We start from the raw sequence: 20,689 nt of genomic DNA, 5'->3' as shown, positions 1-20,689 counted from the left end.
CCCCACCAGGGGGGAAGGCCGTTGAGATGACCGTTCGAAGTCACGCCGCGTCGAGCGAAGGCTCCGCCCTCATACGCAGGCGAGGGCGGAGCAGGCGCCGGGGGCGCGGGCGAGCCGCGCGGTGTCGGACTCGGGCGGAAGCAGGACGAGGACGTCGTCCCCCTCGACGCGGACCGGGAAGACCTCGATCCGCGGCGCGCCGCCGCTCAGGCAGGCGCCGGATTCGAGCGAGAAGGTCTTCTTGTGCAGCGGGCAGGCGACCTTGGGGACCCCCCCCTGCTCGCCGAGGAGCCCGCGGGACAGGACGGCCTCGCGCTTGTGCGGGCAGGTGTTCTGGCTCGCGTACCACGAGCCGTCCTCGCCGTATCGATAGACGGCGATCTCGGCCTCGCCGTGCTTGATCGCCCGGCCGCCGTCCACCGGGAAGTCGGCGACCGACCCGACCACGACCCAGCTCGCCCCCGGCTCCGGCCGAGACCGGCGCGGCGGGCCTTCGAGCGTCTCGACCGCGACGAAGTCGGACGGCCAGTCGGCGGGCCGCTTCTGGCCGCGCTCGGCCACGAACTCGATCCCCGGCTCGACGTCGTCGGTGTTGGCGAACTGCTTGAAGAACCGGCGCTTCTCCGGGTCGTCCACGACCGCCTTCCACTCGCACTGATAGGAATCGACGTGGGCCTGCATCTGCCGCTCCAGCTCCTCGCCCAGGCCGAGGCGGTCGTTCACGATGACGTCGCGCAGGTACTCGATGCCCCCGTCCATCGCCTCCAGCCAGGTCGAGGTCCGGGTGAGCTTGTCGGCCGTGCGGATGTAGTACATCAGGAAGCGGTCGAGATAGCGGATCGCCGTCTCCTCGTCCAGGTCCGCGGCCAGGAGGTCGGCGTGGCGGGGGCGGGCGCCGCCGTTGCCGCAGACGTAGAGGTTGTAGCCCTTCTCCGTGGCGATCAGCCCGAAGTCCTTCCCCTGGGCCTCGGCGCACTCGCGGACGCAGCCCGAGACGGCCCCCTTCAACTTGTGCGGCGACCGCAGCCCGCGATACCGCAGCTCGACCCGGATCGCGAAGCCGACCGAGTCCTGGACGCCGAAGCGGCACCAGCTCGACCCGACGCAGCTCTTCACCGTCCGCAGCGACTTTCCGTAGGCGTGGCCGCTCTCGAACCCGGCCTCGATCAGCTCGGCCCAGATGTCCGGCAGCAGGTGGACGGGGGCCCCGAAGAGGTCGACGCGCTGGCCGCCGGTGATCTTCGTGTAGAGGTCGTACTTCTTGGCCACGCTCCCCAGGACGATGAGCTGGTCGGGCGTGATCTCGCCCCCCGGGACGCGCGGGACCACCGAGTAGGTCCCCCCGCGCTGGATGTTGCCGAGGAAGCGATCGTTGGTGTCCTGGAGCGAGGCGAGGCCCGGGTCGAGGACGTGCTCGTTCCAGAGGCTCGCGAGGATCGAGGCGACGGCCGGCTTGCAGGTCTCGCACCCCCCGCCCCGGCCGCACGCCTCGATGAGCCCGTCGAACGTCCGGATGCCGCGGACCCGGGCGACCTCGTACAGGTCGCGGCGGCCGAGCGGGAAGTGCTCGCAGAGGTGGTCGTCCACCTTGGCGCCGGCCGCCTTCAGCTCGGCCTTGAGCAGCCCGGAGACGCGCGGCAGGCAGCCGCCGCAGCCGGTGCCGGCCCCCGAGCAGGTCTTCACCTGGTCGAGAGTGCTCAGGCCGCCGGAGCGGATCGCCTCGCGGACCTGGTTCTCGGTCACGTTGTTGCACGAGCAGACCTGGGCGTCGACCAGGCCGCCGAGCGCCGGGCCGTCGCCGGAGGCGAGGAGGTCGCCCGGGGCGCAGGGGAGCGGCCCGTCGGCCTTGAACAGGGCGAGGAGCGCGCCGTAGTCCGAGGCGTCGCCGACCAGGACTCCGCCCAGCAGCCGCGCGCCGTCGGGCGTGAAGACGAGCTTCTTGTAGACGCCCCGGAACGGGTCCTCGAAGGTCAGGGCGCGGGCGGCGCCGGGCTCGGCGTCGGCGAACGGGTCGCCGAAGCTGGCGACGTCCACGCCCATGAGCTTCAGCTTGGTCGACATGTCGAAGCCGGCGAACCGTCGCGAGCCGCCGGTCAGGCTGGCGGCGGCGACCTCGGCCATCTCGTAGCCGGGGGCGACGAGCCCGTAGACGACGCCCCGGTGCGAGGCCACCTCGCCGATCGCCAGGATGTCCGGGTCGGACGTCCGCATGGCGTCGTCGACGGCCACCCCGCCCCGGGGGCCGACCTCCAGGCCGCAGGCCCGGGCCAGCTCGTCGCGGGGCCGGATGCCCGCCGAGACGACCACCATGCCGACGTTCAGCGCGGCGCCGTCGGCGAACGCCAGCCCTTCCACCTTGCCGTTGCCCAGGAACTCCCGCGTGCTCTTGCCCAGGTGGACCCGGACGTCCATCCCCTCGATCTTCGCCAGCAGGGCCCTCGAACCGTCGTCGTCGAGCTGGCGCGGCATCAGCCGGGGGGCGAACTCGACGACGTGCGTCTGGAGCCCCAGCTCGCGGACCGCCTTGGCGGCCTCCAGCCCGAGCAGGCCGCCGCCGACCACCGCCGCCGAGCCGGCCCGCGGGGCGTAGGCGAGGATCGCCTCCAGGTCCTCGATCGTCCGGTAGACGAAGATCCCCTTCTTGTCCACACCCGGGACCGTCGGCACGAAGGGGGCCGAGCCGGTCGCCAGGACGAGGGCGTCGTAGCGGACCTCGCGCCCGCCCGCCGAGACGACCACGCGGCGCTCGCGGTCGATCGTCGCCACCCGGTCGCCGACGTGCAGCTCGACCCCGTTCTCCTCGTACCACTCCCGCGTGGCGATCCCCAGCGGCGCGGCGTCGCGCTTGTCGAAGAACTTCGAGAGGTTGACGCGGTCGTAGGCCGGGCGGGGCTCCTCGCCGAACGTCACGACGCGATGGCGGCGATCCAGGTCCAGCGCCACCAGGCGTTCGCAGAAGCGATGCCCCACCATGCCGTTGCCGACGACCACCACGGTCCGCCTCGGGTCGCGTTCGCTGCTCATGCTCGGGCCCTCGTCGTCGTTTCGGGGTTCAATGATTGGTCGATGGGTCGCCGGCCGCGGGGGCCTCGCCGCGGCGGGCGGCGCGGGCGCGGACGGCGCAGGCCTTGTAGGCGGGCTGTCGCGATTCGGGGTCGAACGCGGCGAGCGTCAGCAGGTTGGTCGCCGCGTCGTGCATCGGCAGGAAGAGGTCCCCCTGGGCGACGGTCGGCGTGACGAAGGCCCTCGCCGCAGCGGCCCCCCGGCGCGACTCGATGACGGCCCAGTCGCCCGGCGCCAGGCCGAGCGCCTCGGCGTCGGCCGGATGGATCTCGACGTAGGGGTCGCGGGGGTGAAGCTTGCGCAGGACGGCCGACTTCGCCGTGCGGGTCTGGGTGTGCCACTGCGCCGCGGAGCCGCGGCCGGTGAGGAGCTGGAGCGGGAAGTCCTCGTCCGTCGGCTCGGGGAGCGGGCGCGGCTCCGCGAACAGGAAGCGGGCCCGGCCGTCGGGGTGGTGGAAGCGGCCGTCGCCGAACAGGCGACGCTCCGGGCTCGGGTCCGGGTTCTCCTCGGGATACGGCCACTGCACGCCGCCGGCCTCGTCGATGGCCCGATAGTCCGCGATCCCCGTGATGTCGCACGGCCGGCCCGCCGAGAGCCGCTTGAGGATCTGGAAAGCCGCCTCCGGAGACCTCCATTCCGAGAACAGGTCGCCGCAGCCGGAGTACTCGGCCGCGAGCCGGAAGATGGAGAAGTCCGCCAGCGCCAGGCCGGGCGCCCGCCGGACCTTCTTGAGCAGGCCCACCCGGCGCTCGGAGTTGATGAAGGTCCCCTCCTTCTCGCCCCAGCCCGCGGCCGGCAGCAGGAGGTCGGCCAGCTCGGCCGTCTCGGTCGAGCGGTACATGTCCTGCACGACCAGGAAGTCGAGCCTGCCGAGGGCGCGACGCAGGTCGTCCTGGTCGATCCAGGAGTGCGCGGGGTTCGTCGCCACGACCCACAGGCCGCGGATCGAGCCGTCGCGGACCCCCCGGATGATCTGGTCGTAGGACCAGCTCGGGCGGCTCGGGATCCGCTCGACGGGGATGCCGAGGATCGCCGCGACCTCGGCCCGATGGTCGGGGTCGGCGAAGTCGCGCCCGCCGAGGAGGCCCGTCGTGTTCGAGAAGAGCCGCGAGCCCATCGCGTTGCACTGGCCGGTGATCGAGTTCGCCCCGGTCCCCGGCCGGCCGATGTTGCCGGTCATCAGGGCGAGGTTGATCGCCGCCTGCGCCGTCTTGACCCCCTGATGGCTCTGGTTGACCCCCATCGTCCACCAGAAGGAGACCCGGCGCGACCGGGCGATCCGGGCGGCGGCGTCGCGGATCGACCCGGCGGGCAGCCCGGTCTCGCGGGCGACCCGGTCGACGTCGAACGCCCGGACGAAGGCCGCGAACTCGGCGAACCCCGACGTGTGGGCGTCGACGAAGCGGCGGTCGACGGCCCCCGCCTCGATCAGCAGGCGGGCGATGCCGTACAGCAGCGCCAGGTCGGACTTGGGCCGGGCCGGCAGGTGGAGCGTGGCCGCCAGCGCCGTCTCGGTCCGCCTCGGGTCGATCACCAGGATCTCGGGCGAGTGCGGGTTGCGGGTGGCCCGCTGCCACAGGACCGGGTGGGCGATGCAGGGATTCGCCCCGATCAGGACGATGCAGTCCGATTCCTCCAGGTCCGCGTAGGCGTACGGGGGGGCGTCGAAGCCGAACGACTGCTTGTAGGCCGTGACCGCGGAGGCCATGCACTGCCGGGTGTTGCCGTCGCCGTGCACCATCCCCATGCCGAACTTCGCCACCGCGCCCAGCAGGGCCATCTCCTCGGTCGCGATCTGGCCGGTGCTCAGGAAGGCGATCGACTCGGGCCCGTGCTCGGCCCGGATCGCCCGGAACCGCGCCGCCATCGCGGTCATGGCCTCGTGCCACCCGACCTGGCGGCGGGCGCCGTCGGCGTCGCGGAGCAGCGGGGCGACGGCCCGGTCGGGGGCGTCCAGGACGGCGAGCGCCTCCCACCCCTTGGGGCAGGCCATGCCGCGGTTGACGGGGTAGTCGGCCGTCGGGGTCAGGTTGACCACCTCGCCGTCGCGCAGGTGGACGGTCAGGTTGCAGCCGGTGGAGCAGAAGCCGCACACCATCCCCGTCGTCGCGTCCGGGATCCGGGAGGCGGGGACCTGCCCCAGCCCGAACCCCCCGGGCTCGCGGCGCAGCTCCCGCGTGAGCGGCCCGTCCTTGGCGTGGACGAGGTCGATCAGGCGTCGCATCGTCGCATTGGCTTGTGTCGGGATCTTCACGAGGGCAGCCCTCCCGGCATCCGCGGCTTGGGAGAGGCCACGAAGAACAGGTGTCGCTCGATCATCTCGCCCGCCGTCGTCGCCACGAGCGTCAGCGCTCCCGCCGCGGCGGCGAGCGTCGGGACGCCGCAGGCCGCCGCCGCGATCGGCAGCAGCATCCCGCCGACGACGCCCAGGGCCAGCCGGGACGCCACGAGCCGCCGCAGCGGCCCCCGGAGCAGCCAGGCGGCCTGGCCGAGCGGCCCGTCCTCCCGATCGCCGCGGAGGTCGCGGGCCTCGAAGGCCAGCTTCGCCGCGACGACCGCCGCGAGCGCCCCCGCCGCGATCGCCAGCCTTCCCGGGGCGTCCGACGCGGCCAGGCACGCGACGGCCGTCGCCAGGCCCAGCGCCGCGGCCGTCCCCGCGAACTTCCAGCCCGCGATCGAGGCGCGCCAGTGGCGGCGTCGGACCGCGTGGTAGACCATCACCGAGCAGGCGACGCCGATGGCGCCCAGCGTCGCCACGGCCGCCGGCAGGGCCGTCCGCGGCCAGCCGAGGGACGCCAGCCGGCCCGGCGTCAGGGTCTCGATCGCGACATACGCCGCCGCCGCCTTGGCGAACGCCCCGAGCGCAACGACCTCGCGGCTGAGCCAGGAATGACGGATGCCCAGGATCGCCCGGTAGGCGTACATCGGCCGGCCCAGGTGCGACAGGCTCGCCCCCAGGCCGGCGAGGCCCAGGGCCAGGCAGGCCTGGAGATAGGCCAGGCCGCAAACGCCGTCGGCGGAGCCCGCCAGGCGGGCCAGCAGGTCGAGCGTGAAGCCCCCGGCGGCGAGCTGCGTCAGCACGAGCATCGCGGTCAGGGGCGGGTGGCCGTGCTCGGGACGTGGCGTCCCGCCGTCGGCCGCCCGCAGCTCCCCATGGCTGGCCGGGATGAACGTCGTGGTCGGCAGGGTGTACGACGGCTCGTGGGCGTCGGCGAGGAATTCGCCCACCTCGGCGCGGGCCCGGACCTCGTCCCGATCCACGACCCGGATGCGGATCGCCTCGTGCGGGCAGGCCTGGACGCAGGCCGGGGCCTCGCCGGCCCTCAGGCGATCGGCGCACATGTCGCACTTGCGGACGATGCCGAGGCTCGGCTGATACTTGGGCACGTCGTAGGGGCAGGCCAGCGTGCAGTACTGGCAGCCGATGCACTGGTCGTCCAGGTGGCGGACGATCCCCGTGATCGGCTCCTTCTCGTAGGCGTCGACCGGGCAGGCGCTCATGCAGGCCGGTTCGACGCAGTGGTGGCAGGCGGTCGTGACGTGCTGGACCACCGGGAGCGCCGGCGTCCCGCCCACCAGGAGCCCCACGTCCCGCCACGTCTCCAACTCGTCGAGCCCGTTGAGGGCATGGCAGGCCGCCACGCACGCCTTGCATCCCGAGCACCGCGCCAGGTCGACCTCGAAGGCGAGCTGCTGGCCCGGCCCGGGGGGCGAGGCCGGCAGCAGGGCCGAGTAGTACGGCTCGCGGAGGGGCGACGACGCCTCGCGATGGAACTGCTCGAAGCGCTCGACGGCGGTCAGATCCCCCTGCTCCGCGAGCAGCGAGGCGAGCAGCCGATCGGCGTCGCCGAAGGCCGACGGCCGGGCCATCGCGCCTCGGGTCACCGTCGCCACGGACGTACCTTCATCGTCGAAGTCCATCGCTCGATGTACCTCTTGCGGGAGGTCGTGTTGGTCCGGGGGCGGACGACGGGCCGGGAGGAGAGGGAGGGGCCGGGCCGTCGTCGACGCGGGTCGCTCAAAGCAGGGGGAGTGCCGAGGCCCGGATCGGGGCTCCCTTTTGCGGAAAGACGAAGGCCCTTCCCGCGTCGTCTTCGCAAAACCGAAGGGTCCCGGGGCCCTCGGCCGGGGGCGACCGCCCGCCTTTTAGGCGTCGCCGCGCGGATTTCGAGCGGCGTCGGCGGCCCGGCCGGGGGCGTCCTCGGGCCTCTCCGAGGGGGCGACCAGGTCGGTCGTTTCCTCGAAGGTCAGGGCGATGCGGAGCAACTCGGGGAGGGAATCCGCCCCCAGCTTGCGCATCATCCCCGAGCGCCGCATCTCCACGGCCCGGGGCGTGAGGTCGAGCCGCGCGGCGATCTCCTTGTTCGGCATCCCCGCCCGGACCAGCGCCAGGACCTCGCGCTCCTTGTCGGTCAGGGAGTCGAACCGGGCGCGCAGGCATTCCCGGGCGGCCCGGCGCTCGAGCCTGGCGGCCGACTCGCGGAGGGCGCGCTGGATCTTCTCCAGCAACACCTGGCCGTTGAACGGCTTCTCCAGGAACTCCGCCGCGCCGGACTTCATCGCCCGGACCGCCATCGGCACGTCGGCGTGCGCCGTGATGAACAGAACCGGCATGCTCGACCCCTCCGCGCGGAGGTCCTCGAACAGGTCGAGGCCGCTCCAGCCCGGCATCCGGACGTCGAGAACCAGGCAGGCCGGGCCGTCCTCGCGATAGTCCCGGGCGAACTCCTCGGCCGAGGCGTAGGCCAGCGCCCTCAATCCGACGGTCTCCAGCAGCCAGCCCAGCGAATCCCGCATGTCGGGATCGTCATCCACGATGTAGACCGTCGGTTCGTTCATGGTCGGGGCGGTCCGCCGGCACCTGGAAGCGGAAGGTCGTCCGGATCCCGGGCTCGGATTCGACGGTCAAATTTCCCTGGTGGGCCGCCGCGATGGAGCGGCAGATCGCCAGGCCCATGCCCATTCCGTCGGCACGGGTGCTGAAATAAGTGTCGAAAACCAGGCCGAGATCCTCGGGCGCGATGCCGGGGCCGTTGTCGCTGACCGCGAACTCGACCTCGTCGCGACCGCGCCGTCGCGTCGTTACAACTAGCTTGGGGGAGAGGGTTTGCGATCGGTGGAAAGCTTGCAGGGAGTTCTGGATCAGGTTGACCAGGACCTGCTGCAATTGGACCGGGTCGCCCCAGACCCTTGGCAAGTCGGGTGCCAGGTCGGTTTCGACGGCGATGGCGCGGCGGTGCAGCTCGGCTTCCAGGATCTCCAGCGCGTCGGCGACGACGCGGCCGGCCTCGACGGCCTCGGGGGGGCGCGGGCGCTTGGTCACGAAGTCGCGCACGCGCTCGATGATCCGGCCGGCCCGCATCGTGGACGCCCGGAGCCGCCGCAGGGCGTCGCGGACCGCGCCCAGGTCGGGCTCCGGGGCGTCGAGCGCGATGAGGCAGCCTTCCGCGTAGTTGGCGATCGCGCCGAGGGGCTGTCCCAGCTCGTGGGCCATCGACGACGCCATCTCGCCGATGGCGTTGGTCCGGCCGACGTGGCCGAACCGCTCCACCAGCTCCCGGTGCCTCCGCCCCGCCGCCTCCAGCTCGCGCGTCCGCTCCCGAACCCGGCATTCCAGCTCCCCTCGGACGCGTTCGAGGTCGGCCACCTGCCGGCGGATCACGTCGGCGGCCGGCCGCAGGACGAAGCGGCCGATCGCGACCAGCGCCGCGAGCGCCACGCCGGTCAGCGCCCAGCCGACGCGCCTGGCCGTCTCGACGCGGCCCCGGGCCGCGGCCTCGTGGAGCCCGACCAGGGTATCCATCCGACGCAGGTACTCGGCCTCGTGGTCGAGGACGACGGCGAGCGCCCGGCCGCGGCGACCCGGGTCGTCGTCCCCGGACTCGCGCGCGGCGATCAGGTCGCGCGCGGCGTCGCGGATCGCCTCGAAGTGGGGCCGGAGGGCCTCCCTGGCCGCCTCGATCTCGGCCGACCGCGGCGCCAACGCCTCGTCGGAGAGCCGGCCCTGCGACTCGACCCAGAGTTCCAGGACGCCCCGCGCCTCGTCGAGCGTCGCCCGGCGGTCGGCGGGGGCCTCGCGTTCCAGCAGGAGGAACGCCTTGGCGAGCCGCTGGCCGAGCATCCGCTGCCGCCCGGCGACGTTGATCAGCGGCGCGTCGGTGGCCAGTCGCGACAGGTAGGGCTGGACCAGGAGCTGGTTGCTCAGGAGCGTCGCCGCCGCGATGGCGAGCGCCAGCCGGTATTTCCGGCCGAGGGTGTCGCCTTGTCGTTCGTTCCGCATCGCGGGCCGCTCCGGGCTTCGTGGACGTCGAACGCGGCCCGCGCGGGTTCCTCCGAGGTCACGCCAGGATCTCCTTGACCACGTTACCCTCGACGTCGGTCAGGCGGAAGTCGCGGCCGGCGTGGCGGAAGGTCAGCCGGGTGTGGTCGAAGCCGAGGAGGTGGAGGATCGTGGCGTGGAGGTCGTGGACGTGGACGACGTCCTCGACGGCCTTGTAGCCGAAGTCGTCGGTCGCGCCGTGGACATGGCCCCCCTTCACGCCGCCGCCGGCGAGCCAGACGGTGAAGCCCCAGTGGTTGTGGTCCCGGCCCCCGCCGGGCTTGCCGTTGACCATCTCCACCGAGGGGGTCCGGCCGAACTCGCCCCCGCAGAGGACCAGCGTGTCCTCGAACAGCCCCCGGGCCTTCAGGTCGGTCAGCAGGGCGGCGATCCCCTGGTCGCACTGTCGGCCGAGGTCGCGATGGGCGGTGGCGATGGCGTCGTGGCTGTCCCAGGGCTGGACGTCGCCGTGGAAGAGCTGGACGAACCGGACCCCGCGCTCGACCAGCCGCCGCGCGATCAGGAGCTGGCGGGCCTGCACGCCGGGGCCGTACATGTCCAGGACGTGTCGCGGCTCGCGCGAGACGTCGAAGGCGTCGGTCGCCTCCATCTGCATCCGGTAGGCCAGCTCGAAGCTGGCGATGCGGGCGTCGAGCGCGTCGTCCTCGGCGCGGGGCGCCTGGTGGCGGCGGTTGATCGCGGCCAGCAGGTCGAGCTGCCGGCGCTGCTCGCGCGGGGAGACGACGCCGTTGCGGATGTTCTCGATCAGCTCCTCGGCCTTCTCCTTGCGGGTGTCGATGTACGTCCCCTGGTAGACGCCCGGGAGGAACGCGGACCGCCAGTTGGAGACGTCGGCGACGGGGAGGCCGGGGCACATGGAGACGTAGCCCGGCAGGTTCTCGTTCTCCGAGCCCAGCCCGTAGGTGAGCCAGGCGCCCATGCTGGGGCGAGAGAGCCGCTCGTCGCCGCAGTTCATCAGCCGCATCGACTGCTCGTGGTTCGGCGTGTTCGCCCGCATCGAGCGGATCACGCAGAGGTCGTCGGCGTGGGCGGCCGTGCGTTCGAAGATCTCGCTGACCTCCAGCCCGCATTCGCCGTATCGGCGGAACTTGAACGGCGAGGCCATCGCCGCGCCGGTCTTGCGCTCGGTGGAGAGGTTCCCCTGGGGGAGCGGCCGGCCGTCGAACCTCGTGAGCATCGGCTTGGGGTCGAAGGTGTCGACCTGGCTCGGCCCGCCGTTGAGGTAGATGTGGATGACTCGCTTCGCTTTCGGCGCGAACTGCGGGGGCCGCGGGGCCAGCGGGTTGAGCGCCGCGGCGGGCGAGTCGGCGGCCGCCGTCGTCCCGCCGAGGAGCCCCGACTCGCGCATCAGCGCCGCCAGGCCGAACATGCCGAAGCCGGTCCCGGCACGGCCGATGGCCTCGCGACGGGTGAGGGGGCGGCGGAGATCCGCGTTCATGGCTCGTCTCGCTGGGAGGGGGGCGGTGGTCAGTCGACGAACATCATCTCGTTCGAGATCAGGAGCACCTGCGCGAGCTGCGCCCTAGGGGCGAGCCCCGGCCCGCCCGGCTCCCGGGCCGCGGCCTCCAGGAAGCGCGCGCCCATCTCGACCTCGTCGGCCCCGGCGTCGCGGCCGAGGGCCGCGCGGTAGAGGGCCGCCACGGCCGCCGCGTCGTCGCCGCCGGCGACCTCGTCGCGCTCGGCCATCGCCCTCGCCTGCTCGACGACCATCGGCGCGTTCATGCCGAAGAGCGCCTGCTGCGGGACCGTCGTCAGCGGCCGACGCTCGGCCGAGGCGTCCGGGCTGGCGAAGTCGAACGCGCGGAAGACCGCGGGCAGGCCCTGGCGGTCGACCATCCCGTAGACGGTCCGACGGGAGACCTTCGGGTCGTTGGCCACGTCGACCGGCCGTCCGTGCATGGTCGGGTCCAGTCGGCCGGAGACGGCGAGCATCGTGTCGCGCATCGCCTCGAAGTCCAGCCGGCGGCGGTTGGCCTTCCAGAGCATGCGATTCTCGGGGTCGACCGCGCGGCAGTCGGGCCGGTCGGCGCTCGCCTGGCGATAGGCGCTGGAGAGCACGATCGTCCGGTGCAGCGCCTTGAGCGACCAGCCCCCCTCGACGAATCGCGCGGCGAGGTCGTCGAGCAGCTCGGGGTGGCTCGGCGGCGCGCCGCGCTCGCCGAAGTCGCTGGGGGTGGAGACCAGGGGCTCGCCGAAGTGGTGCATCCAGACCCGGTTGACGATCACGCGCGAGGTGAGCGGGTTTCTCGGGTCGGCGATCGCGTCGGCGAGGTCCAGCCGGCCGCCGCCCCGCGCGAACGGCGCGGGGTCGTCGCCGGCGAGGACGCGGAGGAACCGCCGGGGCACCGCGTCTCCCGGCTGCGAGGGGTTGCCGCGGACGAACACGCGGGGGGCGTAGGGCTCGTCGGAATCGACCAGCACCATCGCCCGGGGCGCGGGGTCGGCGGCCTTCACGGTCATCCGGTCCAGCTCCTGGACCTTGCCGCCGAAGGCGTCCTTCTCGCCGCGCGACATGAACGACCGCGTCTGGCCGCGAGGGAAATAGGACGGGCTCTCCGGGCCGGCGACGATCTCGATCACCTGGCGCCGGGCCGCGTCGGCCGGGTCGACCGGGGTCGCCCTGGATTCCTCGTAAACCCGCCGCAGGAGGTCGGCGTAAACCTTCGCGACGTCGGCCCGGGAGCGGATCGGCGCGGCGAGCAGGGCCGACTCGACGAGCGGGTTGAGCTGCTCCGCCTCGACGCCGATCCGGCCCGACCAGCCCGCCAGGATCTCGGGCTCCCGCCCGGCGATCGCCGCGTCGTCGAGCTTCATCAGCTCGGCCCAGGGGCCGAAGACCGGGTCGGACGGGATGGCGCGCCGCCTGAGGAACCGCCGCCAGCTCGCGACGATCGGCGGGCGCAGGTCCTCGGGCGCCAGCGACATGAAGAAGACGGCGGTCTCCAGCGGGTCGGCGGGGGTGGTCCCGGCGCGTTCCAGGTAGTCGCCGGCCCGCCTGCGAGCCTCCTCGGACAGGAGGGCGTACTGTTCGGCCTCGAACGCGCGGATCGCGGCCCGCTTCTCGGCCGCGGCGTCCTCGAACGCCTTGCGCTCGGGGGTCCTCGCCGGGTCGTCCATCGCCGGGAGTTCCAGGGGGGCCTCGGCCCCGGCGAAGACGCCGTAGAGGGAGTAGTAGTCGGCGGTGGGGATGGGGTCGTACTTGTGGTCGTGGCAGCGGGCGCAGGCGACCGTCAGGCCGAGCAGGCCGCGGGTGACGACGTCGATCTTGTCGTCGATCTGGTCGTGGACGTTGTTGTCGAACGCGCGGCCGAGCGTCAGGAAGCCCATCGCGGCCAGCCGCCAGGGCTCGTCCTTCGGGGCGACCACGTCGGCCGCCAACTGCTCGCGGATCATGCGGTCGAACGGGGTGTCCTCGTTGAACGCGCGGACGACGTAGTCGCGATACGTGTAGGCGTAGGGCCGGACGCGGTCGTCGCCATAGAGGAGCACGCCGTCCTTCGTGTCGGCGTAGCGGGCCACGTCCAGCCAGTGCCGCCCCCAGCGCTCGCCGTGGCGGGGGCTGGCCAGGAGGCGCTCGACGACCTTCGCATAGGCGTCGTCCGACGGGTCGGCCTCGAACGCGGCGGCCTCCTCGGCCGTCGGCGGCAGGCCGATCAGGTCGTAATAGAGCCGGCGCAGGAGCGCGCGGGGCTCGGCCGGGGGCGAGGGAGCGAGGCCGGCGGCCTCCAGCTTCGCCAGGACGAACGGGTCGATCGGCGACCTGGACCACGAGCGATCCGCCACCTCCGGCGGGTCCTGGCGCGTCACGGGCTGATACGCCCAGTGCCGGCGGGCCTCGTCGAAGTCATAGCCTCGCGCCTGGGGCGCGGGGGCGGCGTCGGTCTTCGGGAACGGCGCGCCGCCGGCCACCCACCGGCGAAGGGCCTGGATCTCCCCCTCCGGCAGCTTCCGCTTCGGCGGCATCCTGACCAGGTCGTCCTCGTAGCCGACGGCCTGGATGAGCAGCGACTCGTCGGGGTTGCCGGGCTCCACGGCCGGCCCCAGGTCGCCCCCCTTCAGCAAGCCTTCGAGCGAGTCGACCGCGAGGCTCCCCTTCAGGCTCTCGGCCTTCGCGGAGTGGCAGCCGTAGCAGCGCTCGACGAGGATCGGCCGCACCTTGGCCTCGAAGAACGCCTCGCGATCCGCCGCGTCCTCGCCAAGGGCCGACACGCCCCAGCACGCCGCGGCCAGCGCCAGCGCACTCCGCGCGATCCGACCGACATGCCGCGTCGCCATCGGCCACCTCCCCCTTGCTAGATTCTCCAACAACTTTCCGACAATCCGCGCGGGCGGTCAAGCTCCTCTCGGTCTGTCCCCGCGGCGACATCCTCGCGGATCGCGGAATTGGAGTCATGCTTGGGGGGGGGCGAGCTGTTGTTTTTGATGTCTCAAAATTACCAGTTGGCATGGGGCTATTCCCGAGTTAGAATCTGCCGCGTTCAACGTCGTGAATTACGAGAAACGGTATCTTGATCCTCGGGAACTCCGATGAATAAGTGTCGAAGACCCGGCTTCACCCTCATCGAACTGCTGGTGGTGATCGCCGTGATCGCGGTGTTGATCGCGCTCCTGTTGCCGGCGGTGCAGTCGGCGCGGGGGGCGGCGAGGCGGGCGCATTGCGTGAACAACCTGAAGCAGATGGGGCTGGCGCTGGCGAATTACGAGTCGGCGATCGGGGCGTTCCCGCCGGCCTACGTCGGGGACCCGAGGGCCTCCGGGACGGCGTTCGGGGTGACGTATCCCGACGGCAACACCAACACGACGCCGGGGTTCGCGTGGGGGATGCTGGCGCTGCCGTACCTGGAGCAGGCCCCGCTCCACGCCAGCTTCAACACGAACCTGCCGTGCTGGGCGCCCGACAACTCGACGGGCGCGCGGACGCAACTGTCGGTCTTCCTGTGCCCCTCGGCGACGGGCGGCTCGGACCCGTTCGCGCTGCATCGGTACGACAACGGCGATTCCAACATGCCGAACGACGCCGGCGAGTTCTCGCCGCGGATCGTCTTCTCGCGGAGCCATTACGTCACGAACGCGGGGGTCAACCAGCCCTGGAGCCGCTCGGCGGCGTACTCGCGCGACTTCGACGTCGCCGAGCCGATCCCGGGCGTGCCGATGCCGCACGTCATCGACGGGCCGTTCTATCGGAACTCGCGGATCCGGCCGGCGTCGGTGACGGACGGGCTCTCGAACACGGTGTTCCTCGGCGAGAAGTCGTCGATCCTCTGCGACTCGACGTGGGTCGGCGTGGTCCCGTTCGCCAGCACGCCCCCGCGCCCGCGTTGGCCGTCCGACCCGAACAGCGGCGGCAACCTCGTGGCGGCGCACAGCGGGCCGGACGTCCGCGACCATCCCCAGGTCGTCATCCACGCCCCGAACCACCCGTTCGGCCACACCGACGAGATGTACTCCGAGCACGGCGACGGCTGCAACGTCCTGATGGGCGACGGCTCCGTGCGCTGGATCCGCGAGACCATCAACCCCTACGCCTGGGTCGCGATCTCCACCCGGAACGGCGGCGAGGTCGTCTCCGGCGATTATTGATCGATCGATGAAAGGGATGTCGACCGTGAAGATGCGATTCCACGCGACGGCGGCGGCCGTGCTCTCGGCCGCGCTCGCCTGCGGCTGCGGCGAGCCCCAGATGGGGGCCGACCCAGAGACCTTCAAGGCGGTCGACGCCTTCTACACGGCCGTCTCGCTCCGCGAGCCCGACCGCGTCGACTCCTGCCTGGCGACCCTGGCGTCGCTGCGCGGGGCCGGCAAGCTCCCCGCCGAGCCGTTCGACGCCCTGAGCGAGATCGCCTCGGAGGCCAAGTCGGGCGAGTGGGAGCCGGCGCAGTCGCGGCTGGCCCGGTTCATGCGCGGGCAGACGCGCGGGCGATAAGAGGCGGCTACACCGATGCCCCGCCCCGCCCGCCGCGATACGATGCGCCCGGACGGACGATCGACGGGGCTTCGGAGATCTTGCCATGCGACGCGCGGCGATCCTGATGGCGGCGTTGTGGACGGTCGGCGTTTCCGGGGCGGAGCCGAAGTTCTCAAAAGGGTTGCCCGATCGGCCCGACTATTTCCCGATCGCGGTGTGGCTCCAGAGCACGGACAACGCGGCGCGGTATCGCGACGTGGGGATCAACCTGTACGTCGGCCTTTGGCGGGGGCCGACCGAGGCGCAGCTCGACGCGCTGGACGCGGCGGGGATCCGCCTGATCTCCGGCCAGGGCCGGGGCTCCCTGAAGTTCATCGACCGCCCGACGATCGTCGGCTGGCTGCAGGACGACGAGCCGGACAACGCCCAATCGCTCGGCGAGGGGAAGGGCTACGGCCCGCCCGTGCCGCCCGAGGAGATCGTCAAGCGCTATCGCGCGATGAAGGAGGCCGACCCGGATCGCCCGGTCCTGCTGAACCTGGGCCAGGGGGTCGCATGGGACGGCTGGTACGGGCGCGGCACGCGCACGAACCACCCCGAGGACTACCCGGAATACGTCCAGGGCTGCGACATCGCCTCGTTCGACATCTATCCCGCCTGCCACGACCACCCCGACGTGGCCGGCAAGCTGTGGTACGTCCCCCACGGCGTCGATCGGCTGCGGAAATGGGCCGGCGACCGCCCGGTGTGGGCCTGCATCGAGACGACCGGCATCGACAACGCGACCCGCAAGGCGACCCCGGCCGAGATCCGCGCCGAGGTCTGGATGGCCTTGATCCGCGGGGCAAAGGGGATCATCTACTTCGCCCACCAGTTCAAGCCGACGTTCATCGAGGCCGGATTACTCGCCGACGCGGAGGTCGCCCGCGAGGTCGCGGCGACCAACGCCCGGATCCGCGAGCTGGCCCCGGTCCTCAACGCCCCCGACGCCCCCGACACCGTCCGCGTCGAGACCGACGACCCGGCCGCCGTCGCGACCCTGGTGAAGCAGGTCGACGGCGTCACCTACGTCTTCGCCGCGTCCCTCCGCGAAGGCCCCCGATCCCCCACCTTCCGCCTCGCCGCCCCCGCCGACGCGAAGGTCGAGGTCCTCGACGAATCACGAACGCTCGAAGCCCCCGCCGGCGCGTGGACCGACCGCTTCGACGGCTACCAGGTCCACCTGTATCGGGTCGGTCCGAAGCCGTGAGCGAACGGGGCACTCGCGAGGGGCCGCGGGAGCGCCCCCCGCGGCGCGCCCCCGACGGCCCTCGCGGCCTCGATCCGCTCGACGCCCGACGCCGCGTCAGGCGTCGAGGTGGTCGCGGAAGAACTCGACGACGGCCGCCTTGCGGGCGTTGGCGATGGAGTCGCTCAGGCGTCGGCGCTCGTCGTCGGGCATGGGGACGAAGGCGCGGGCGAGTTCGATGTTGCGCTCGATGTGCTCGGGCTTCGGCATCCCGAGGCTCGCCAGGCTCACCGGCAGCGACAGGGAATAGGCCAGCAGCTTCTCCACCGGCGCGTCGGCGAGGATCTGCTCTTGGGCGAAGACCTTCATCGCGATGATCCCCAGCCCCTTCTCGACCGCCACCGGGAGGGCCAGGTCCTCGAAGCCCTCGCGGCCCATCGGCGTCGCCTTCATGCCCCCCCGGGCGTCGGCCATGCGGGCCATGGCGGCGTTCAGGGCCATCTGGGTCGCGTCGAAGTCGTGCCGCTCCAGCGCCGTCTTGAGCGTCGCCGGCGCGGCGTGGCAACTGATCCCCACGGCGCGGACGATCTTCTCGTCGCGGGCCTTGTAGAGCGCCCGCAAGACCCCGTCGGGCGCCTCGATCCGCGCCAGGTCCTCCGGCCCGGACAGGGCGTGGATGTGGACGACGTCCAGGCGATCGGTCTTCAGCCGCTCCAGGCTGAGTTCGAGCTGACGCTTCGCCTCGTCCCCCGTCCGGCCGGCGAGCTTGGTCGCGACCGTGACCCGGTCGCGCCACTCGGGGAGGATGCGGCCGATGCGCTCCTCGCTCTTGCCGCCGCCGTAGTTGTGGGCGGTGTCGATGTACGTGATCCCCGACTCCAGCGCCCGCGTCAGCGCGGCGAGGGCCTCGTCCTCCTCCGTGTACATCAGGAACCGGCTCCCGGAGCCGAACCCCAGGATCGAGACCTCCATGCCGGTCTTGCCGAACGGCCGCGTCGGCAGCCTCCCCGCCTCCCCGGCCCCGGCCCCCGACCCCAACCCCGGCGCGACGGCGGCCCCGACGGCCGCGGCCTGGATGAACTGGCGACGCGAAAGGTCCATGCCGAAGCTCCTCGGGAAAAAGGGGACGCGCGGATCGGCGACCCGGCCATCCTAGCCGCCCCCATCGCGGTCCGCCAGCGCGTCATGGGCCGCCTACCCCGGCCGAAAATCGGGGCCGGGTGGTCCCGGCGATGGGCGCTCTATAGTAGAATGGCCGCCCGCACCGGCCGAGGCGCATGGGGCGTCGCCCCGATCTCGCCGAATGATCGCCGCTCGCAACTGGATCGCCACCCATGCCCACGATTCGCCACGCCCTCGTCGCGAGCCTCACCCGCCGGTATCCATTCATCTCGGGCTGCGGGACGATCGCGAATTCGTCGCTCGTCCGGAAGGCCTCGGGGGCGGCGGAGGGCCTCGTCTGGGCCCGCAACGACCGGGGTCAACAACTGCTCGTCCCCTTCGACGACTTCGTCGGGCGGGCGATCTACTTCGTCGGCGACCTCGACCGCAAGCTGAGCCGCCTCGTCGGGCGGATCGTGCGCGAGGGGGACACGGTCCTCGACATCGGGGCGAACCTCGGCGCCGTGGCGCTGCCGCTCTCCGCGCTCGTCGGCCCGACCGGGAGCGTCCACGCCTTCGAGCCCAACCCGGCCATGGCCGACCTGCTCGCCCAGAGCCTCGAACGCAACAAGGCGGCGAACGTCCGGCTCCATCGCGTCGCGCTGGGGGGCGAGCCCGGGACGCTGCCGCTGCACATCCCCGTGGCCAACGCCGGGATGGGGACATTGAAGCCCGGGGACGGACAGTTCGGCCGCCAGGTCGACGTCGAGGTCAAGCGGCTCGACGACGTGATCGAGGAGGCCGGGATCGGCCCGGTCCGCCTGGTGAAGATCGACGTGGAGGGCTTCGAGGCCGAGGTCTTCTCCGGAGCCCGCCGGTGGCTCGGTTCCACGCCCCCCGACGCGATCGTCTTCGAGTTCAACGACGCGCTCGAGGGGTTCTGGTCCACCCCGCTGATCGAGCTGCTCCGCGAATTCGAGTTCGACTTCTACTCGATCCCCAAGCGCCTGATGTCGGTGGGCCTCACGCCGCTGGCCGCCGGATCGTCGGCGATCCCGGCCGCCCACGACTTCCTCGCCATCCACCGCCGCGCCCGCTCGCCGGTCGTCCCCGAGCTTCGCGGCTGAACGCCTTCCCGTCACGTCGCTCCTCCGAAGGCTCCGGGGCGAGGCGCCCGACTCGCGAGGCGTCCTCGCGGACCCCACGGCTCCCCGCCGCGCCGCCCCCGCGGATCGGGATTTGCGGGTGAGCACGCGGGGGTCGCCCCGGACGCGGCCCCGTCCCGCGAGGCGTGCCAAAACCGAGGGGGGCGACATGGCCCGGACGGTCAGCGAGGCGTTCGTCGACACGCTCGTCGCGGCGGGGGTGCGGCGGGTCTACGGCGTGGTGGGGGACTCGCTCAACGGCATCACCGACGTGATCCGCAAGCGCGAGGGGATCGACTGGCTGCCCGTCCGCCACGAGGAGGTCGGCGCCTTCGCCGCCGGGGCCGAGGCCCAGATCACCGGCGAGCTGGCCGTCTGCGCCGGGAGCTGCGGCCCGGGCAACCTCCACCTCATCAACGGCCTGTACGACTGCCACCGCGGCCGCGTCCCCGTCCTGGCCATCGCCGCCCAGATCCCCAGCAGCGAGCTGGGCACCAACTACTTCCAGGAGACCAACCCCCAGCAACTCTTCAAGGATTGCAGCCATTACTGCGAGTTCATCTCGCGGGAGGAGCACGCCGTCCGAGTGCTGGGGATCGCCATGCGGACGGCCATCGCGAGGAAGGGGGTCGCCGTCGTCGTCATCCCCGGCGACGTCGCCCTGCGCAAGACGGCCGCCGCGCCGGCGTTCCTCGCGCTCGACTACGCCCCCTCCGCGGTCGTGCCGCCGGCCGAATCGATCGCCGCGGCCGCCGACCTGCTGAACCGGGCCGACCGCGTGGCCATCCTCGGCGGCGCGGGCTGCGCCGGCGCCCACCCCGAGTTGATCCAGGCCGCCGGACGCCTGAAGGCCCCCATCGTCCATGCCATGCGCGGGAAGGAGTTCATCGAGCCGGACAACCCGTTCGACGTCGGCATGACGGGCCTGCTGGGCTTCTCGTCCGGCTACCACGCGATGATGAGCTGCGACGCCCTCCTGATGCTGGGGACGGACTTCCCCTACCCGCAGTTCTTCCCCGCCGGCGCGAAGGTCGTGCAGGTGGACGTCCGAGGCGAGCAGATCGGGCGTCGGACGCGCGTGGACCTGGGGCTCGTCGGCGGCGTCAAGGAGACCCTGGCGGCCATCAATCCGCTCCTGGCGGACAAGGCCGATCGCCGCTTCCTGGACGATTGCCTGGAGCACTACGCGACCGCGCGCAAGGAGCTGGACGAGCTGGCCGTCGGCGTCCCCGGCCAGCGTCCGATCCACCCGCAGTATCTCGCCCGCGAGATCGACGCCCTGGCCGCCGACGACGCCGTCCTGACCTGCGACGTCGGCACGCCGACCATCTGGGCGGCGCGCTACCTCCGCATGAACGGCCGTCGTCGGCTCCTGGGGTCGTTCAACCACGGGTCGATGGCCAACGCGATGTCCCAGGCGATCGGCGCGCAGGCGGCGCGGCCCGGCCGTCAGGTCGTGAGCCTCAGCGGCGACGGCGGCCTGGCGATGCTGCTGGGCGACCTGCTGACGCTCCGACAGCTCGGGCTCCCGGTCAAGGTCGTCGTCTTCAACAACAGCTCGCTCGGCTTCGTCGAGCTCGAGATGAAGGCCGCCGGGCTGCTCCCCTACGGCACGGATCTGGTGAATCCCGACTTCGCCCGGCTCGCCGAGGCGGTCGGCATCCTGGGCGTCCGCGTGGACGATCCCGCCGACGTCCGCCCCGCCCTCCGGCACGCCTTCGACCACGAGGGGCCCGCGCTGGTGGACGTGGCGGTCAATCGCCAGGAACTCGCCATGCCCCCGTCCATCTCGGCCGCCCAGGCCCTCGGCTTCAGCCTCTATCTCCTCAAGGCCGTCATCGGCGGCAGGGGGGACGAGGTGGTCGACCTGGCCAGGTCGAACTTCCTGCCGCGGGGGAAATGATCGG

The 20,689-nt window shown here is 72.3% G+C and carries 13 protein-coding genes; 5 read left to right on the top strand and 8 right to left on the bottom strand.

Annotation, left to right across the window (positions count from 1 at the left end):
* Positions 1-69: 69 nt before the first annotated feature.
* The 7 genes from nirB to WG209_RS01705 form a co-directional block, all read right to left on the bottom strand.
* Positions 70-3,024 (bottom strand): nitrite reductase large subunit NirB, encoded by a 2,955-nt coding sequence (nirB, locus tag WG209_RS01735; RefSeq protein ID WP_337173265.1) that lies wholly within the window; start codon positions 3,022-3,024, stop codon positions 70-72.
* Positions 3,025-3,052: 28 nt separating this feature from the next.
* A complete protein-coding gene (locus WG209_RS01730; RefSeq protein WP_337173264.1) occupies positions 3,053-5,287 on the bottom strand; it encodes a molybdopterin-dependent oxidoreductase in 2,235 nt (744 codons plus the stop codon).
* Positions 5,288-5,313: 26 nt separating this feature from the next.
* Positions 5,314-6,957, bottom strand: a complete 1,644-nt coding sequence (locus WG209_RS01725) for a DmsC/YnfH family molybdoenzyme membrane anchor subunit (RefSeq protein ID WP_337173263.1) — start codon at positions 6,955-6,957, stop codon at positions 5,314-5,316.
* A gap of 252 nt (positions 6,958-7,209) precedes the next feature.
* Positions 7,210-7,902 (bottom strand): response regulator, encoded by a 693-nt coding sequence (locus tag WG209_RS01720; protein ID WP_337173262.1) that lies wholly within the window; start codon positions 7,900-7,902, stop codon positions 7,210-7,212.
* Complete coding sequence (locus WG209_RS01715; protein WP_337173261.1) at positions 7,871-9,343, bottom strand: ATP-binding protein; 1,473 nt, start codon at positions 9,341-9,343, stop codon at positions 7,871-7,873. The genes WG209_RS01720 and WG209_RS01715 overlap by 32 nt, the downstream gene beginning before the upstream one ends.
* A gap of 58 nt (positions 9,344-9,401) precedes the next feature.
* Positions 9,402-10,841, bottom strand: coding sequence for a DUF1501 domain-containing protein (locus WG209_RS01710; protein ID WP_337173260.1), 1,440 nt, complete (start codon positions 10,839-10,841; stop codon positions 9,402-9,404).
* Between the two features lie 29 nt (positions 10,842-10,870).
* Positions 10,871-13,678: a PSD1 and planctomycete cytochrome C domain-containing protein gene (locus WG209_RS01705; RefSeq protein WP_337173259.1), complete on the bottom strand. Its 2,808-nt coding sequence runs from the start codon at positions 13,676-13,678 to the stop codon at positions 10,871-10,873.
* Positions 13,679-13,930: 252 nt separating this feature from the next.
* Between WG209_RS01705 and WG209_RS01700 the strand changes: the two genes are divergently transcribed.
* The 3 genes from WG209_RS01700 (at position 13,931) to WG209_RS01690 (ending at position 16,557) form a co-directional block, all read left to right on the top strand.
* The gene (locus WG209_RS01700) at positions 13,931-14,983 is read left to right on the top strand and encodes a DUF1559 domain-containing protein (RefSeq protein ID WP_337173258.1); all 1,053 of its coding nucleotides are present in this window, start codon (positions 13,931-13,933) and stop codon (positions 14,981-14,983) included.
* A gap of 16 nt (positions 14,984-14,999) precedes the next feature.
* On the top strand, positions 15,000-15,326 hold the full coding sequence (locus WG209_RS01695; RefSeq protein ID WP_337173257.1) for a hypothetical protein: 327 nt from the start codon (positions 15,000-15,002) through the stop codon (positions 15,324-15,326).
* Between the two features lie 85 nt (positions 15,327-15,411).
* Positions 15,412-16,557 carry a beta-galactosidase gene (locus tag WG209_RS01690; protein ID WP_337173256.1) on the top strand — a complete coding sequence of 382 codons (1,146 nt, stop codon included), beginning with the start codon at positions 15,412-15,414 and terminating at the stop codon, positions 16,555-16,557.
* 96 nt (positions 16,558-16,653) lie between these two features.
* Here WG209_RS01690 and WG209_RS01685 read toward each other — a convergent pair whose 3' ends face one another.
* Entirely contained in the window at positions 16,654-17,637 is a 984-nt protein-coding gene (locus tag WG209_RS01685; protein ID WP_337173255.1) for an aldo/keto reductase, read from the bottom strand.
* Positions 17,638-17,870: 233 nt separating this feature from the next.
* Here WG209_RS01685 and WG209_RS01680 point away from each other — a divergent pair, with 233 nt between their 5' ends.
* Positions 17,871-18,764 carry an FkbM family methyltransferase gene (locus WG209_RS01680; protein WP_337173254.1) on the top strand — a complete coding sequence of 298 codons (894 nt, stop codon included), beginning with the start codon at positions 17,871-17,873 and terminating at the stop codon, positions 18,762-18,764.
* A 187-nt stretch (positions 18,765-18,951) separates the two neighbouring features.
* Positions 18,952-20,685 (top strand): ubiquinone-dependent pyruvate dehydrogenase, encoded by a 1,734-nt coding sequence (gene poxB / locus WG209_RS01675; RefSeq protein ID WP_337173253.1) that lies wholly within the window; start codon positions 18,952-18,954, stop codon positions 20,683-20,685.
* The last annotated feature ends 4 nt before the right edge of the window (positions 20,686-20,689 follow it).

Origin of the sequence: Paludisphaera sp. (assembly GCF_037189885.1) — a bacterium.
Lineage (GTDB): Bacteria > Planctomycetota > Planctomycetia > Isosphaerales > Isosphaeraceae > Paludisphaera.
The sequence above is the reverse complement of the archived record's forward strand: the minus strand, read 5'-3'. Positions and strand labels throughout refer to the sequence as shown.

What these genes read in the sequence shown, in the direction of transcription:
- nirB (WP_337173265.1), bottom strand. Translation starts at nt 3,024, where the DNA reads ATGAGCAGCGAACGCGACCCGAGGCGGACCGTGGTGGTCGTCGGCAAC.
- WG209_RS01730 (WP_337173264.1), bottom strand. Translation starts at nt 5,287, where the DNA reads ATGCGACGCCTGATCGACCTCGTCCACGCCAAGGACGGGCCGCTCACG.
- WG209_RS01720 (WP_337173262.1), bottom strand. Translation starts at nt 7,902, where the DNA reads ATGAACGAACCGACGGTCTACATCGTGGATGACGATCCCGACATGCGG.
- WG209_RS01715 (WP_337173261.1), bottom strand. Translation starts at nt 9,343, where the DNA reads ATGCGGAACGAACGACAAGGCGACACCCTCGGCCGGAAATACCGGCTG.
- WG209_RS01710 (WP_337173260.1), bottom strand. Translation starts at nt 10,841, where the DNA reads ATGAACGCGGATCTCCGCCGCCCCCTCACCCGTCGCGAGGCCATCGGC.
- WG209_RS01705 (WP_337173259.1), bottom strand. Translation starts at nt 13,678, where the DNA reads ATGGCGACGCGGCATGTCGGTCGGATCGCGCGGAGTGCGCTGGCGCTG.
- WG209_RS01700 (WP_337173258.1), top strand. Translation starts at nt 13,931, where the DNA reads ATGAATAAGTGTCGAAGACCCGGCTTCACCCTCATCGAACTGCTGGTG.
- WG209_RS01695 (WP_337173257.1), top strand. Translation starts at nt 15,000, where the DNA reads ATGTCGACCGTGAAGATGCGATTCCACGCGACGGCGGCGGCCGTGCTC.
- WG209_RS01690 (WP_337173256.1), top strand. Translation starts at nt 15,412, where the DNA reads ATGCGACGCGCGGCGATCCTGATGGCGGCGTTGTGGACGGTCGGCGTT.
- WG209_RS01685 (WP_337173255.1), bottom strand. Translation starts at nt 17,637, where the DNA reads ATGGACCTTTCGCGTCGCCAGTTCATCCAGGCCGCGGCCGTCGGGGCC.
- WG209_RS01680 (WP_337173254.1), top strand. Translation starts at nt 17,871, where the DNA reads ATGCCCACGATTCGCCACGCCCTCGTCGCGAGCCTCACCCGCCGGTAT.
- poxB (WP_337173253.1), top strand. Translation starts at nt 18,952, where the DNA reads ATGGCCCGGACGGTCAGCGAGGCGTTCGTCGACACGCTCGTCGCGGCG.